This is a genomic window from Acinetobacter sp. 228, from assembly GCF_048147885.1.
Genome location: NZ_JAYWYV010000004.1, coordinates 106,397 through 122,223, shown reverse-complemented (window position 1 = coordinate 122,223; position 15,827 = coordinate 106,397). Strand labels below are relative to the sequence as shown.

General features: G+C 42.7%; 10 protein-coding genes. 7 read left to right on the top strand and 3 right to left on the bottom strand.

Annotated features, from left to right (window positions below; genetic code table 11):
* Window positions 1-646: 646 nt before the first annotated feature.
* The 4 genes from VXQ92_RS04655 to VXQ92_RS04640 all read left to right on the top strand — a co-directional run bounded on the left by VXQ92_RS04655 (window position 647) and on the right by VXQ92_RS04640 (window position 3,733).
* On the top strand, window positions 647-1,432 hold the full coding sequence (locus VXQ92_RS04655) for a HesA/MoeB/ThiF family protein (RefSeq protein ID WP_416680634.1): 786 nt from the start codon (window positions 647-649) through the stop codon (window positions 1,430-1,432).
* Between the two features lie 58 nt (window positions 1,433-1,490).
* Complete coding sequence (locus tag VXQ92_RS04650) at window positions 1,491-2,789, top strand: ABC1 kinase family protein (RefSeq protein WP_416680633.1); 1,299 nt, start codon at window positions 1,491-1,493, stop codon at window positions 2,787-2,789.
* A 169-nt stretch (window positions 2,790-2,958) separates the two neighbouring features.
* Window positions 2,959-3,339, top strand: coding sequence for a dihydroneopterin aldolase (folB, locus tag VXQ92_RS04645; RefSeq protein WP_064096496.1), 381 nt, complete (start codon window positions 2,959-2,961; stop codon window positions 3,337-3,339).
* A complete protein-coding gene (locus VXQ92_RS04640) occupies window positions 3,296-3,733 on the top strand; it encodes a 2-amino-4-hydroxy-6-hydroxymethyldihydropteridine diphosphokinase (protein ID WP_416680632.1) in 438 nt (145 codons plus the stop codon). The genes folB and VXQ92_RS04640 overlap by 44 nt, the downstream gene beginning before the upstream one ends.
* Window positions 3,734-4,271: 538 nt before the next feature.
* On the opposite strand, the gene VXQ92_RS04635 is transcribed toward VXQ92_RS04640, so the two are convergent.
* The gene (locus VXQ92_RS04635) at window positions 4,272-4,973 is read right to left on the bottom strand and encodes a VIT1/CCC1 transporter family protein (RefSeq protein WP_064102681.1); all 702 of its coding nucleotides are present in this window, start codon (window positions 4,971-4,973) and stop codon (window positions 4,272-4,274) included.
* 283 nt (window positions 4,974-5,256) lie between these two features.
* Here VXQ92_RS04635 and VXQ92_RS04630 point away from each other — a divergent pair, with 283 nt between their 5' ends.
* On the top strand, window positions 5,257-5,958 hold the full coding sequence (locus tag VXQ92_RS04630; protein ID WP_064096493.1) for a DUF1003 domain-containing protein: 702 nt from the start codon (window positions 5,257-5,259) through the stop codon (window positions 5,956-5,958).
* A 146-nt stretch (window positions 5,959-6,104) separates the two neighbouring features.
* On the opposite strand, the gene coq7 is transcribed toward VXQ92_RS04630, so the two are convergent.
* Together coq7 and VXQ92_RS04620 are read right to left on the bottom strand one after the other, a co-directional pair.
* On the bottom strand, window positions 6,105-6,740 hold the full coding sequence (gene coq7, locus VXQ92_RS04625; RefSeq protein ID WP_416680630.1) for a 2-polyprenyl-3-methyl-6-methoxy-1,4-benzoquinone monooxygenase: 636 nt from the start codon (window positions 6,738-6,740) through the stop codon (window positions 6,105-6,107).
* Window positions 6,741-6,743: 3 nt separating this feature from the next.
* Window positions 6,744-8,063 carry an MFS transporter gene (locus VXQ92_RS04620; protein WP_416680628.1) on the bottom strand — a complete coding sequence of 440 codons (1,320 nt, stop codon included), beginning with the start codon at window positions 8,061-8,063 and terminating at the stop codon, window positions 6,744-6,746.
* Between the two features lie 174 nt (window positions 8,064-8,237).
* Here VXQ92_RS04620 and VXQ92_RS04615 point away from each other — a divergent pair, with 174 nt between their 5' ends.
* Together VXQ92_RS04615 and VXQ92_RS04610 are read left to right on the top strand one after the other, a co-directional pair.
* Window positions 8,238-10,994, top strand: a complete 2,757-nt coding sequence (locus tag VXQ92_RS04615) for an autotransporter assembly complex protein TamA (RefSeq protein ID WP_416680626.1) — start codon at window positions 8,238-8,240, stop codon at window positions 10,992-10,994.
* 36 nt (window positions 10,995-11,030) lie between these two features.
* On the top strand, window positions 11,031-15,554 hold the full coding sequence (locus tag VXQ92_RS04610; RefSeq protein WP_416680624.1) for a translocation/assembly module TamB domain-containing protein: 4,524 nt from the start codon (window positions 11,031-11,033) through the stop codon (window positions 15,552-15,554).
* Window positions 15,555-15,827: the final 273 nt, after the last annotated feature.

The following is a 15,827-nucleotide window of genomic DNA, read 5'->3' as shown; positions in this document are numbered from 1 at the left end:
TTAAGCAGCTTAACCATATTTAAGAACCGATACAGAAGGTCTCACTGAACTTATACATTTTCATACTGAATGGCAGAAAGTGACTACAGAAGCACTAAACAAGCAGGGGGCAGTTACAGGGTGGTAAAGAGTGAATATATGATAATAAATGAGAGAAAATTATAAGAAATCGCAAGTGAAAATGAAGAAAAGTGAAGGAGTTGAGCACTATAAAAGTTAATTCACTCCCTACAGCAAGTTAACATTCGGCATGTTTAACGTGGCAATATAACTTATTGAGAGAAATGTTTAGCAGATCCTCAGGCACAATGTTGCAACAGTAGAGGAAGCTAAAAATTTTCATACGCTATTCTAAATCAACGTAAGTATCTAAAATTTCTGATAGCTTCTATTAAACAAATGAGAATTTTCCACGAGTTGTGATCTAATTGGTATCATTAAAAAATCCTGTGGCACCCCAAGATGGGCAACTTGATCGCGAGCATTTAACTGATATGCTATTTGATGCCGTTTCTAAGCCATTGCTTGGTTTGCTGGTTATATGCAGGGAAGTCAATTTACCTGAAATATATCCATATATTGAAATTTCAGTACTTATACTTCTATGACGATTACTTCTTAACTATTTTCAAAACAGGGAAAGACATTGTCTACATTTAATACGGATACTGTATCTTCAGAATTCGAACTGAGCGATGCAGAAATGCACTTATATGCTCGACAGCTCCTCTTAGAGGGGTGGGATATCGAAGCACAGGAAAAACTGAAATTTTCTAATATCTGTATCGTGGGATGTGGCGGGATTGGTTGTGCTTTAGCAGAACTGCTGGCCCGTGCCGGTGTCGGTAAAATTACCCTGATTGATCCAGATACGATTGAAATGAGTAATCTGCAACGACAACTGGCTTTTACTCCACAGGATTTAGGTTTTTATAAGGCAGAAACACTGGCAAAAAGGCTGGGGCAGATTAATCCGAATGTGCAGATTGACTATATCAATCAGGCCTTAACTGAGAACAATGCAGAAAGTATTATTGGGCAGCAGGATCTGGTGCTGGATGGCTGTGACCAGTTTGAAACACGCTACTTGGTCAATCAGATCTGTGTAAAACTCAATGTACCCTTAATCAGCGCCTCGGCTATTGGCATGCAAGGTCAAATGTTTATGATTGAAGGTGATTCTGCCTGTTATGCCTGCCTCTTCCCGCCAGAGCATCAAGAGGATACTAGTTTACGCTGTGCCGATTCTGGTGTACTCGCAACCACACCCAACGTGATGGCAAGTCTGCAGGCACATCATGCATTGCTATATTTGGGCTTGGGAGTAATGCCACTGAGACAGAAACTTCTGCTTTGGGATGGTCTCAGCTTCAAGCAGCGAATTTTAAGTTTCGAAAAAGATACAGATTGTCCAATCTGTCAGGCAAGATAAACCTGCAATTTTTAATTTTTTTGCTACACTGCATGTAATTAATTTTTCCTAAGACATTATGAAAAACAATATCTGGTTAGATGGAATACGCTCGGTTGCCCGTATGGGTGAAACCGCGGTGGTTGCGGCAAAGGCAGGCATCAAATATGCTACCGAAAAGCCAAGCAACGCCAAACTCATGCGCGAGACTTTTGAATCATTAGGTTCAACTTATATCAAGCTCGGTCAGTTTATTGCCAGTACGCCGTCATTATTTCCACGTGAATATGTAGAAGAATTTCAGGGCTGTCTGGACCAGACGCCGACTTTGCCATTTAGCTATATTCAGGAAGTACTGGCCTCAGAATTTGCTGGCCGTAATCTGGATGAGATTTTTGCCTCAATCGAGGAAACACCACTGGCTTCTGCCTCAATTGCACAGGTACATGCGGCCAAACTGGTATCGGGTGAAGATGTTGTTATTAAGGTGCAAAAGCCGGGTGTGGAAACCATTCTTTATACCGACTTGAATGTCCTGCATTGGGCAACAAAGCTGCTGGAAAAAGCCGTACCAAAAGTGAAATTTGCCTCACTGGCCGATATTGTCGAAGAAATCAAAACCCGGATGGTACGTGAAGTCGACTTTATTGAAGAAGCACAAAATCTGGATGACTTCGTCAATTATCTGAATATTACCAACAACAAGGCGGCCACGGCACCAAAAGTTTATCATCAGTATTCAACTCGTCGTGTCCTGACCATGCAGCGTTTGTATGGTGTGCCACTGACCGATTTTGAAGTGGTGAAAAAGGTCGCAAAGGACCCGTCACAGGTATTAATTACAGCCATGAATACCTGGTTTGGTAGTCTGATGATGTGTAATAGTTTCCATGCCGATCTGCATGCCGGTAATCTGATGCTTCTTGAAGATGGCCGGGTTGGTTTTATTGATTTCGGTATTGTTGGGCAGCTCAAACCTGAAGTATGGACTGCATGTATGGCCTTTATGGATGCTTTGCAGCATACCAATTATACCTTGATGGCAGAAAACATGCTGAAAATGGGCATGACTGCAGTTGAGATTGACACTAAAGTGCTGGCTGCTGATCTTGAGCGTCTGTTTAGCGGGGTGATGCTTGCCGATCCGCAGGAACTGCTGACCTCAAGTCCTGCAGATCTCAACGATATCATGATGGATATGGTGGCTGTGGGTGAGCGTCATGGCATCCGCTTCCCGCGTGATTTTGCCTTACTGTTCAAACAAATGCTGTATTTCGATCGTTTTATGCGGATTCTTGCGCCATATACAGACATTTATGCAGATCAGCGTTTGCAAATGGTGCAAAGTATGGATCCAAATCTGCTGTTAAAGCATTAATTTAATCTCTCCCGACCTTCTTTTCTTTCGCAAATTTTAAAGCAGGGCTTTAAAAAAGCGCATGGAGGAGTGTCTCATTGCTTGATAAAATATAAGCAATGCAAGTCCCTCTTTAATAAAAAGGGACTTCGGGAAATTAGTGGTAAATATCATCTTATCGAGCAATCCAATGGACGCCATTATTATTGAAGGCTTAAAAGTCGAGACAGTTGTGGGCTGCTTTAACTGGGAGCGCCAGATTATTCAGCCTTTAATGCTGGATTTGACTATTCACACCGATTTAGAACAGGCATCAAACTCAGATGCGCTTGCAGATACGCTAAATTACGCAGAAATTTGTGAGATTTCCAGCAAGGTCATTCAAGAAGCCAAGCCTGAATTGATTGAACATGCAGCAAAGTTGGTGCTAAATGCACTTTTTACTACCTTTACAGCAATTGAATCGATTAATATTACGATCCGTAAGCCTGCCATTATCGCGCAAGCCAATTCTGTAGGAATACGTCTTGAACGCCACCGAAACGATTTTCGCCCTAGCATTAGCGAGTAATTGTCATCCTCAACAACATTTTCAGGCTGCACAGCAACGTATTTCCGAATGGGGGGAAGTTCAGTTTTCTCCCATTTATATGATTCCTTGCCGTGATGGCATAGGAGCCAATTACTGGAATGCAGCGTGTTTATTGCGAAGTTCGGTGTCCAGTGAAGACATGATTGATCTGCTTAAACAGCTAGAAAAGGCATCTGGGCGAGTGCGTCCATCACATCAGATTACTTTGGATGTTGATTTGATTGCCTGGGGATCAGATCTAACGCATATGCAGTTTAATGAAAAAAAACTGCCTTTGGCTCTGGATGTGAAAGTTCCGATGTTTGATCTCTGGGATGCTGCCATATTTGAATACGGACAACATAGTTTTCCAACAATCAAGCAGTTTATTTAAATCAAATCCCATGATTTTTTGTTTATGCATTTTATTCAGTATCGATGTCTTGCCTGATCAACCAAGATCAGGCTTTTTATGATTCATTTTTTTTTAGATCTAAAGAAAAATTCAGCTAAAATAGCTCGAGCTTGATTTAGAAATCATTTAATAATGAAAATATTTAAAATTTTAATAAACCCTTATTTTCTGATTCATGAAAGAAGTCTGATTGATTTAAAACTACAGAATTTATTTTAAGCTTTACAAAAACCTTAGAATTATAAAAGTGAATATTTGCTTTCTTACTTTTTCTTGTTATAGAAAATGATCAGCAATACTATGATAATTGCCAACATGGCAAAAATAATTACGGTTTCCATAAATATATCTTTCAGTTCAAGAATGTTGCTTTTAATTTTCTAAATTAAAACCAAAATAGCTTAAAATAAACCCGAGTTTTGTTAGCGTAGCCAGATTTTTATTAACCTTATTCAGCTAACTTAAAATAATAGTCACGCTATCATATTGTGAGCCTGTCAAAACGATAAACAGATGTTTAGGCAACTGACACATTAAATAATGATCCTATCCAGGCACTAAACAACATGGCGATAATTCCCCAGAGCATTACCCGGACTGCACCTTTCCACACGCTGACTCCACCTGCATAACTTGCCAGTGCACCCATCATTCCCAAGCTTAGAACCCCAATTAGTATAACGCCTTTATCCAGATATCGATCTGGCAGAATCATAATCGAGATTAAAGGAAATAATGAGCCTACGGTAAATGCCAGAGCTGAAGAAAATGCCGCAAGAAAGGGTCGGGCAGAGGTATGCGCTGAAATACCAATCTCATCACGGGCATGAGCATCCAAAGCATTATGTTCAGTCAACTGCTCAGCAACCCTTTGTGCCAAACCTGGTTCCAGGCCGCGTTGTATATAAATCGTCTTCAGCTCATTTAGTTCATTATTGGGATGGCGTTGCAGTTCACGCTCTTCCATGAGCAGGTCATTTTTTTCAATATCCTGCTGGGATTTGACTGAAATATATTCACCCGCTGCCATAGAGGCGGCACCAGAAATTAATCCAGCAACACAGGTCACCAGTAAAATTTCCTTGGATGCTCCACTGGCTGCGATACCCACCACCAGACTGGTGACTGAAATAATTCCGTCATTTGCCCCCAGTACAGCTGCGCGAAGCCAGCCCGCACGTTCAATATAATGTTTTTCAAGATGGTATGAGTGGCGCATAATGAAGCCTCTTCTTTATTATTATGATGATTATAGTAAATTTATGTTAGGTAGAGACAGATAGATGAAATCGATCTGAAAATTAACCTGAATGATCAGATCATAGTGCACTTGGCAAAGCATTTTATCAACCAAAGATCTAACCGATTTGGGACTTAATAATTTAATAGTTCGAGGGAAAGTAATACTGAACTGATATAAAAATTATAAAAGTAAAAAATCAATAAACCAATAAGATATATCCAAATGATAGATAGGAAAGCTGGTATAAAAGAGAATTATCATGAAAGAAAAAAATGAAAATCATAGCTGCTTGGTGTGCGGCAAACGTTTTCCTTTAAAAAATCTTACACCGATGGGAACTGTCAGAAAGGTCATTACCGAAGAAATTGCAAAGGATATTCCTGACTGGACACCGCAAAATTATATCTGCCAGACAGATCTGACCCGATATCGCATGCAGTATGTGCATTCATTATTAAGCTCAGAAAAGGGTGAATTGACTGATCTTGAGTTTGAAGTGATTCATAGCATGCATGAACATGAGCTGATCACCAAAAATGTAGAAACGGCATTGGAACAAAAATGGACCTTGGGTGAAAGGCTGGCCGATAAAATTGCAACTTTTGGTGGAAGTTGGGTCTTTCTGATCTGTTTTGCAATTTTTCTAGGTCTATGGATTACGATAAATACTGTGGTGATGGTGACTCAGCCTGCAGACCCTTATCCATTTATTCTGTTGAATTTAATCCTGTCCTGTCTTGCAGCGATTCAGGCGCCTATTATTATGATGAGCCAGAACAGACAGGAAGCAAAAGACCGTTTACGTTCACAAAATGATTATCAGATTAATTTAAAAGCTGAACTGGAAATTCAGTATTTACATGAAAAATTAGATCATTTGCTGCTACATCAATGGGAAAGGCTGGCACAAATCCAGGAAATTCAGCTAGACCTACTTTCTGAAATGAACAAAAAAGATTAAAAGGATACTGTAGGCAATCTCTATTATTTTATAGAGCTTAAAAGTAATAAGATCACCACATGCCTTGAGTTAATATTATCTTGCTCAAGATTTGAGACTTATTAAAAAGCCCACAAATGAGTGGGCTAAGAATGAAAATAACTGGTTTAAATAAAATAGCTGGTTTTGGTCATCAGCTTGGAAATGCCAGTCATGGCGATTTTGACAGGAATGGGCAAATCTACACCACCTGCCTTTAAAGCTGTATCCCGATGGTGCAGTTCATCTTCGTTCATTTGTTCCAGAATACGGCGAGAACGTTCATCCTGAGCGGGCAACTGGCTAATATGATGCTGTAAATGCATGCTGACCTGACGTTCTGTTTCAGCCACAAAACCCAGACTGTATTTATCACCTGCGATTCCGGCAATTGCGCCCATACCAAAGGAAAGGCCGTACCATACCGGATTGAGCAGACTGGTATGGCTATCCAGTTCTTTCAAACGGTCTTCACACCATGCCAGATGATCCTGTTCTTCAATTGCAGCCTGTTCCATTTCACGACGCACATTCGGGAGTTTTGCCGTCATGGCCTGACCATGATACAGTGCCTGTGCACAGACCTCACCACTATGGTTGACCCGCATTAAACCGGCTACATGTCGTGCATCACTGACCGTTAACTGCGTTTCTACCGGTTGGGCCGGGTTTTCACGTTGCGCTGAAGTCGTGCCCGGGACTAGACTGCGTAATGCCTGGTCAAAAGAATGAATCAACTTATCCAGACCTGTATATTGACGCATGAATTAATCCTCCAAGGGTGCTTTCGCGATTTTGATCATTGGTTTTAGGCGGTAAAGTAACCATAAAGTAAACAGGCCACTTAATACTGCAGTAATACAAAAAAGTATTTTAAGATCAAGCTCTAGAATACTTAAAATAATAATAGAAAATATAGCAGAAGATACCATGAAAACGGCATTCAGAATATTATTTGCTGCAACCACACGCGCACGATGTGAGCGTGGAGAATGCGCCTGCATCATGGCATACAGCGGGACAATATAAAAACCACCACTAATACCGAGCAAGGTAATGGCTAGCATCACATGATAATAACTCCAGCCTTGCTGGAACACTTCTGCCAGACCAATTAATGCACCTGCACGTTCTGGAACAAAGGCCAGACTCGAGGCCAGATATAAGGCAAACACTACTAGACCGATTGCCCCAAAAGGCACCATCTTGATATTGACCTGACTGCCACCAATTTTACGGCATAAGTATGAGCCTAACCCAATCCCGACAGAGAAAAAGGTTAAGAGCAGACTGGCGACATTTTCAGATGCATGCAGATTCTGTAACGTCAGCTGAGGAATCTGGGTCAGATAGGTTGCACCATAAAACCAGTACCATGAATTGCCCAGTAAAATGGTAAAAACCAATGGTAAGCTTTTGGCATATTTCAAAGTCTGCAAGCTGGTACGAAAAAAGTTCCAGTCTATTTGCAACTCCGGTGCGGAAATGTTTTGCTTCAGAATATAACGGCTTGATATATAACCTATCAGTGCGATGCTGATGATGGTTAAACTGATCCAGATCAGGTGACCAGCCGAAGCTGCAATAACTGCGCCGCCCAGAATCATACCGAACAGAATTGCCAGAGAAGTTCCAGACTGGAACAGGGCATTGCCGGACATCAGTTCATCCGGTTTCAGGACTTCAGGTAAAATGGCATATTTGATCGGACCAAAGAAAGTCGACTGGGTGCCCATCAGGAACAGGGCAAATAACAGAATCCATAAATTGCCTAGCAGGAAACCGATAGTTCCCAGCAGCATGATGACAATTTCCAGAAGCTTGAGATAGCGAATCAGCTGTGAACGTTCGTATTTGTCGGCAATCTGACCGGCAGTGGCCGAAAAAATAAAATAAGGAAGAATAAATAGTAAAGCCGCCAGATTATTCAAGGTGCTGATGCTGGCTGATTGCTGTTGAATCCAGCCATAAGTGATGACCAGCAGTAATGCTTGCTTAAATACATTATCATTTAATGCACCGAAAAACTGCGTCAGAAACATCGGAAGAAAGCGCCGAGAAGCTAACAAATGTTCATTTTTGTTCATATAGGCCGTGCTACATTAAGTTTTATTAAGAAATGTCAGTTATGCGTAAACATTGAGAAAAATCATGTAAGATACTTTCAGCTATGTAAAGGTAAAAACCAATTAATTAAGCTCCTTAGCTTATATTTTTCGGTCAAATAATCAATTAAAGAATGTATTCGTTTAGAGTTTGCTATGCCTGCAAAGAAAAATTTTAAAAAAACGATGCTAAATCGCAGTATGGGGCCTCATATACCACCGCACAGTGGTATGCAGCTGTGTATGAGCATCTTTTTTATGATGTTATCCCATCAGAGCATGGCACAAACCGAACAGCCTGAAACGCCCGTGGCTATTTCCCAGGCAGAAATGGTAGATGAGCTGTCCAAAGAGGCGATTCGTCAGGGCTTAGTTACGTCTGAAACAGAAGCAGAAGAAAAAGTTGAAGAAGCTTTAGAACAGGAAGTGCCAGTTGACAGTATGCTGATGCTGGAACAACAGCAAAATGCAGGATCGGGTCTAGATGAATTTACTCCAATCGAATTTGATGATTTGGAAGAGTTGCCAGTTCAGACTGTTGACCAAAACATGGCCAATGAAATTTATCGTGTGGCTGAACAAGCCAAACAGGAAGCGCAAAATTATCGCAATAGCCAGACCACCGAAACTGTAGTCGCAGATATCAGCCAGCAAGAACTACTGGAAATTAATCAGGCGCCGGTCAATGTGGATCAGTTGATGCAATCCATTCAGGCAGACAGCCAGATTATGGTGCAAAACAACGAAGCAGGCATGACCCTAGCAGAAATACCAGACTCGCTTTCACCTGAAAATGACAAGCGGCCAAATATTTTTAAAAGACTGTTTTATAAGATCCGCCCGCCACGCCAGATTATGACGGCAAGAGTTCCTCGGATTAATGCAGACGTCGTCATTGTGAATGAGGAAGGTGTGGCGCAAAGCAACGGCACACTGAATCGCAAGAGTGAATCCCAGGGTTATCTGAATTTAAGAAATAATGTCAAAGCCAAGCTCTCCAGTTTTACCCAGGAGTCTTTTGGCGATTTTAATTCAGCTTTGCCTCAATTGCGGACACTGTCACGGCAGGCAGCTCAGGCGGTGGGTTATTACGATGCCCAGTTCAGGTTTGAAAAAGTATCAGACAGCAGGCTTCGTGTTTTTGTCACCCCTAATGAACCTGTGATTATTACCAGTTATGACTTGGAATTTACTGGCGCTGGCGCAGAGCAGCCACAATTTCAGGTCATCAGTATTTTGCCTGAACAGCAAGATGGCGATATTTTTAATCATGGCGATTATGAAAAGACCAAGAACCGGATTGTTACTGCAGCCAATAATAATGGTTATTTTGATTCATACTGGCGTATGCATGATGTCAGGATTGCATTGCCACAGAATACGGCAGATGTGAATCTTCGTTTTGAGACTGGTGATCGTTATAAGCTGGGGAATGTCGAGTTCAGAATGAGTGATCCTGAAAAGGAACTCCCACTCGACCGCGATGTACTCGAAAGTCTGGTTACCTGGAAAGATGGGGCGGATTATACCTTCTGGCGAGTCAATAGCCTGGCCAACAATCTGACCAATTCACGCTATTTTAACTATACCATGGTCGATGCGGTTCGCCCTGATCCGATTGAAAAGGAATTGGAATTGGCACCGGATATTCAGCAGCTGATTGAAGAACAAAAACTTTCTGAAGATCAGTCTGTAGAGAAAAAACCTGCCCGCTCGCCAGCCTCTTCTCAGGAGGTGACCCAGAATGTCGTGGATGAAGACCAGTTTGCCGGTAGCCGTGATCAGGAAAATCCAAACTTAAGAACCTTACGGGTTGAGCAGCAGACCAAGGAAAATGAACAGGATCGTTTAAAAGAACAGGCACGGGAAGAGAAGAAAATCCCGGTCATCGTGACTTTAAATGCAGACCGGGTAAACAGTGCAGAGCTGGGTCTGGGTTATGGAACAGATACCGATATCCGTCTGCGTGGTCAATACAGGCGCGCTATTGTAAATAAGCGTGGCCACTCTTTTGATGCCAATATCGAGTTGTCAGGCATCCGCCAGTCGATTGATGGACGTTATAATATTCCTTATAACCATCCGCTGAATGATTATGTCAGTATTGTGGGGGGCTACGAACGTGAAGAACGTGATAGCGTCGCACAGGGCCAAGGACTGATGATTGAATCAGCAGTGTTAGGTGCAGACCGGATTATTAAAAATCCACTGGGTAACTGGCAGCGTACTTTTGGAGCCCGTTATCGTCTGGATCGCTTAACACAGGATGGTTCTGTCGATTTTAATCAGATTCCAGAAGCGTTTCGCTTTAATACCGAAGATGAACAGCAATCGCTACTGGTGGGTTATGAAGTTTCACGTACCGATAGCGATCGTCGGGTCAATCCGACCAAGGGCTTCAAGCAAACCTATAAGATTGAGCTGGGTAGCGAGGCTTTATTATCCGATGCGGATATGGCCATTGTGAATGCAGGCTGGCGTTTTATCTATTCATTGGGTGAAAATGCAGATTATCAGTTTGTTGGGCGTATGGATTTAGGGTATATCTTTACCGATGATTTTGCCAAAGTGCCATATAACCTGAGATATTTCACTGGTGGTGACCAGAGTATTCGCGGTTTTGACTACAAGAGTCTTTCTCCGGAAATTGACGGCTTTAAAGTGGGTGGTCAGGCCTTGGGTGTGGCTTCATTAGAATATAATTATCAGTTTAAGGAAGGCTGGCGTGCTGCGGTCTTTGCAGATGCCGGAAATGCCTATAATAAGGAATTCAGTAATCCGACCGAATATGGTGCGGGGGTAGGCTTACGTTGGGCTTCACCGATTGGGCCAATACGTGTAGATGTTGCGACGGGGCTGTCTGATGACAATCACCCGATTCGGTTACATTTCTTTATTGGATCACAGTTATAAAACTTCAATTTTAAAAAATAGTTATTTGGGTAGATCATGGTCGAGAACCAACCACAGCCAGAACAAGAACCACAAAATAGCGTTGTGCCGAAAAAGCGGCGTATATTTAGAAGTATCTTATTGTCAGTACTTTTCTCCCTGATTTTTCTGCTGTCTGTGCTGGCCCTCTTGTTTTCGACCAATCAGGGCAGTAAATTTCTGCTGGATCAGGTTCTGCAACGCCAGCAAATTATTCATTATGAATATGAAGGCGGTAATTTATGGCGTGGGATTATCCTTAAAAATGTGCTTGTCACTTTAAAACCGGTGGATGTCAAAATTGATCGTGCTGATGTCAAACTGGGCTGGCGGGCAATTGTCAAAAAAGAAATTCATCTTACAGAGGCGGATGTTCGCAATCTGCAAATTATTAATAAAAATCCGTCTACAGGCGAACCATTCAAGTTTAATGCTATCCGCTTGCCTTTTATACTGCGTGTCGATCATCTGCTGCTGGATCATCTGGTCATTAACACCCAGACCAATGCCGTAGATTTTTACAATATTGAATTAAATGATGCACTTTGGTCCGGCACCGAATTAAATTTTGAAGACTCCCGTATGGATATGGGCTATCTTTCGCTACGTGAAGCCACGGGAAAAATGCAGTTCGAAGGCAAATATCCTCTGGATGCCACGGGTATCCTCAATCTGCCTTCTTTAAGAGAAAGCCTGAATATTCATGATATTCAGGTTCGGGCGCGTGGAACGCTAGATACTATTCAGGCAGGAGTAGCGACCAATACGCCTGATTTGTTGACGGGTTGGGTTATCGTACATCCAATGCGTCCACAGGTACCGATGCGCGGTGAATTACAGTTCAAAGATTATCATTGGCCTATTCTGACTGAGCAGAAACTGTTTAGCAAAGACGGGGTTGCCAAGTTTAATGGTGATATCAAGCGTCTGGATCTGAATGTTGATACTGACCTGATTGGGGAAAATATTCCGCAAGGTCAATATAATGCGGTGATGTTTACTGATCTGGTCAATCAGCTGAATATTACCGACCTGAATGGCCAGTTGATGAAAGGTGCAGTCAGCCTTGCTGGAACAGTGGGCTGGAAAGATCGGGTCAGTTGGGATCTGACGGGGCGCTTAAATGGCATTGATCCTAAACATGAGCGCATTCCGCAAGTCGTACAGGATTTCTTGCCGCCAAGTCTGGATGCCAATATTGCTTCTGCGGGTAACCTGGAAAATGGCCTGCACCTTACCGGACTGGTTGATTTCGACCGTTATGAAAGCTGGAATCTGAAGCTGGATCAAAACCCGGCCAAGGGCAATAAAGCGCAGCCGATGCTACTGGATATTGCCTGGAAAAATATTGATCGCGCCGTACCTTATGTGGGCTGGCTCAGCAGTCAGTCTGGTGATGTCAAATTGGCACTGGTTGAAGGTCAGCAGAATATTCATGTGGCGACCAAAGTCGAGCAGCATGAACAAGGTCTTTTGCCTGCAGGCATGTATCAGGCCAAGCTGAATCTGAAAAATAATATCCTGAATGTCCCAAGTTATAATTATAGTAGCAATGCACAGGCAGGCAGTTTAAGCGGCAATGCACGGATTGAACTGCCACAAGAAAAACGTCAGTTGAAATGGACAGCGGTATTAAATGCCAAAAATTTAAATACCCAAAGTATTGCAGTAGCTTCACCGGTAGACCGTTTGAATGGCCAGATCAAGGCCAATGGCTATGCACAACCGAATCAGCAGATTATTAAACTGAATAATGTCAACCTGACCGGACGCTTGGCAGAGCAGAATGAAACTGTGCGTCTGACTGGTAACAGTACTATTGCCCTGTTATTCCACAATGAAAAAGCTGGCGGTGGATTTAAAGGCTATGCAGTCAATTATGATGGCGCTTTAAATGCTAGTCAGCTTAAAGCCAGTCAGGGCATGCTGAAACTTCGGGTTTCAGGTACACCCGAGCTACTGAAAGTCAATGAATTCCGTCATGATGGTGTGGCTGGCAAGATTAACGCGAGCGGTCTGGTCAATTTGAAGAATGGTATCGGTTGGGATATTAATGCTTCACTCATCCGCTTTAAACCACAATACTTTAATGCTCAATTGAAGGGCGAATTATCTGGCAATGTACAAACTCGTGGTGTCTGGTCAGATGCCTTAAAACGCATTCAGATTCAACGTTTGAATCTGGCCGGTATGCTGAATAATAAGCCGGTACGTGGTACAGGTAATTTATCGGTCATTATTAACTCAAATCAGCGCGGTTTTGTTCCAGAGCAATTTGAAGCCAATAACCTGTTCCTGTCTTATGCCAGCAACCAGATTCAGGCGACTGGAAATGCACAAAACCTGCAACTGAAGGTGAATGCGCCGGCATTGTATGAGTTATATCCGGGCTTAAGAGGTCGTGCGCAGGGCTATATCAATATGCAGGCGCAACCGCGTTTGCAGGCTTCGGCAAATCTTTCAATCGACAATTTTGCTTTTAAAAACCTGTTCAGCGTACAGAAAGTCCGTATTCGTGGACAGTTGCCAACATCGCAGACTACACCAACCTTATTAACTGCAACAATGGATCGCTTGCGTAATGGCTCACGGGAAATTGTTCGAGGCGAAGTATCACTCGCCGGCACACGTTCTGCGCATATACTTAAAGTTCAGGCAGAAAATAAACTGTCAAAATTCTTTGTTCAGCTGGCTGGTGGCTTTAATGCACAAAATAACTGGCTGGGTCAGATTCAAAAAGGTGACTTCGACTCTTTGCGCGCCCATTTGGTGCAGCGTCAAAATGCGGCAGTGATTTATAATACTGCCCAGTCTAGTCTGTTTATCGGTGCTCATTGCTGGATGAGTCAACAAAGCCAGTTGTGTTTTGATCAGCCGATCCGGGTCAATAAAACTGGAGGTAGTGTCTCTTTTATTACCCAAAACCTTGATCTGGAAGATTTCAGCGCATTCCTGCCTGATGGATTGGCGTTGACAGGTAAAGTCAATGGTTATGCCAAGGCAGCTTGGGCACAAGGGGCTAAACCAAAAATTGATGCACGTCTGGTCACCCGAAATGGCGTTGTAGGTTTATCTTCTGAAGACCCGGAATATTTAGGTTCTACGCTAAAATACGATGAAGTTGGCTTGGTAGCAAAAAGTGTGGCACAAGGCTTGCAGCTTCGCCTGGATGTAAAAACTCCAGATATAGGTGCAGGTTATGCCAATGTGATTATTGACCCATATCGGGACAGCAAACCGATGCGTGGCGAAATTGCCTTTAACCAGGTACAGCTCAAGGTCTTTAAACCATTTATTGAGGACATTCGTAATCTGGACGGGACTTTATCCTATGCCGGAAAGATTGGTGGCACTTTAACGGATCCTTTGCTGGAAGGTGAGCTTCGGGTCAAAGATGCCTCGATCAGTATGATTTCTTTGCCGGTGAATCTGACCAATGTACAACTATATTCATCCATACGTCAGAACTCTGCCAGCATTAATGGGGCATTTAACAGTGGTCAGGGTGTCGGTAAATTAACCGGTTCAGTCGACTGGAAAGGTGATCCAAGGGTACAGTTAAAACTGCAAGGTGAAAATCTGCTGATTCGTCAGGCACCATTAATTACGGCCATGGTGACGCCTGATCTGACCTTGGACATGTATCCATTTAATAAAAAACTGAGTTTAAGTGGCACGGTAGATGTACCGCGTGCACTGATTTCAATGCCTGAAGCTTCGGAACCGGTAGTCGGCTTATCCCCAGATGTACGTGTCGTGCGTGAAGGTGAGGATCAACTGGCGATTTTGAGAGCGGCACGTCCATGGGATATCCGGGCGGATGTGGCTGTTTCTTTGGGTAATCAGGTGATCTTCCAGGGCTTTGATAGTCGTATCCCGCTATTAGGCCGAGTGAACCTGTCACAGCGTGGTCTGGAAACCGCAATGCGCGCCAATGGTGCAATCGGGGTATCACAACGGGTGAAAATCGAAGCCTATGGTCAGAGTCTGGATTTGAATCGTGCCATCGCGCGTTTTAATGGTGAACTCACCAATCCGACGCTAGACATTGATGCCAATAAAATGGTTCAGGGTAGTACGGTTGGGGTGCGCGTAACGGGTACTGCATCGAGTCCAAGCATTCAGATTTATAATGATGCGGGCTTGTCAGAGCAGGAAGCCTTAAATGCCTTGATTACCGGTCGTATCAATGAAGGTGCATCTGGTTTAAACCAGACTGAAGGATTCAGGTCTGATGTAAATAATACGATCGCTGCCGCAGGTATCAGTCTGGGCTTGGGTGGTACCCGTGCACTGACTAACCAGATTGGGCGTAGTTTTGGCTTGAGTGGCTTAGCCTTGGATGCACAGGGAACAGGAGATGATACGCAGGTTTCTGTGACTGGTTACATTACGCCAGATCTCTATCTTCGTTATGGAGTTGGGGTATTTACACCAGTAAATAAACTGACTTTACGTTATCAGGTAAATCAGCGTCTTTACTTAGAAGCTAGTCAGTCCTTAGAGCGTGCAATAGACTTGTTCTATAACTGGCGCTTCTAAGCGCAGTAAAAAAGCCCTCAACTGAGGGCTTTTTATGTAGAAAATTTTTATTTATCATAAAATCATCCAGTTTAAGTATCAATCAGTGGAAACAATGAATGTCTAAAATTAAGCTCAATAGAAATAAATAATTCATCCAACATGACTAAATCCTGGCGATTTTATCTCCTAAGAAAGTTAAATACTTCTTATGTTATGACCCCAATAAAATATAAAAAATTAATTAAAAGATAGAATAACTGCCTAAAAATCAATAAACCCATAATAAAATTA

Coding starts and splice junctions, on each gene's coding strand:
- VXQ92_RS04650 (WP_416680633.1), top strand. CDS start 1,491: ATGAAAAACAATATCTGGTTAGATGGAATACGCTCGGTTGCCCGTATG.
- folB (WP_064096496.1), top strand. CDS start 2,959: ATGGACGCCATTATTATTGAAGGCTTAAAAGTCGAGACAGTTGTGGGC.
- VXQ92_RS04635 (WP_064102681.1), bottom strand. CDS start 4,973: ATGCGCCACTCATACCATCTTGAAAAACATTATATTGAACGTGCGGGC.
- VXQ92_RS04630 (WP_064096493.1), top strand. CDS start 5,257: ATGAAAGAAAAAAATGAAAATCATAGCTGCTTGGTGTGCGGCAAACGT.
- coq7 (WP_416680630.1), bottom strand. CDS start 6,740: ATGCGTCAATATACAGGTCTGGATAAGTTGATTCATTCTTTTGACCAG.
- VXQ92_RS04620 (WP_416680628.1), bottom strand. CDS start 8,063: ATGAACAAAAATGAACATTTGTTAGCTTCTCGGCGCTTTCTTCCGATG.
- VXQ92_RS04615 (WP_416680626.1), top strand. CDS start 8,238: ATGCCTGCAAAGAAAAATTTTAAAAAAACGATGCTAAATCGCAGTATG.
- VXQ92_RS04610 (WP_416680624.1), top strand. CDS start 11,031: ATGGTCGAGAACCAACCACAGCCAGAACAAGAACCACAAAATAGCGTT.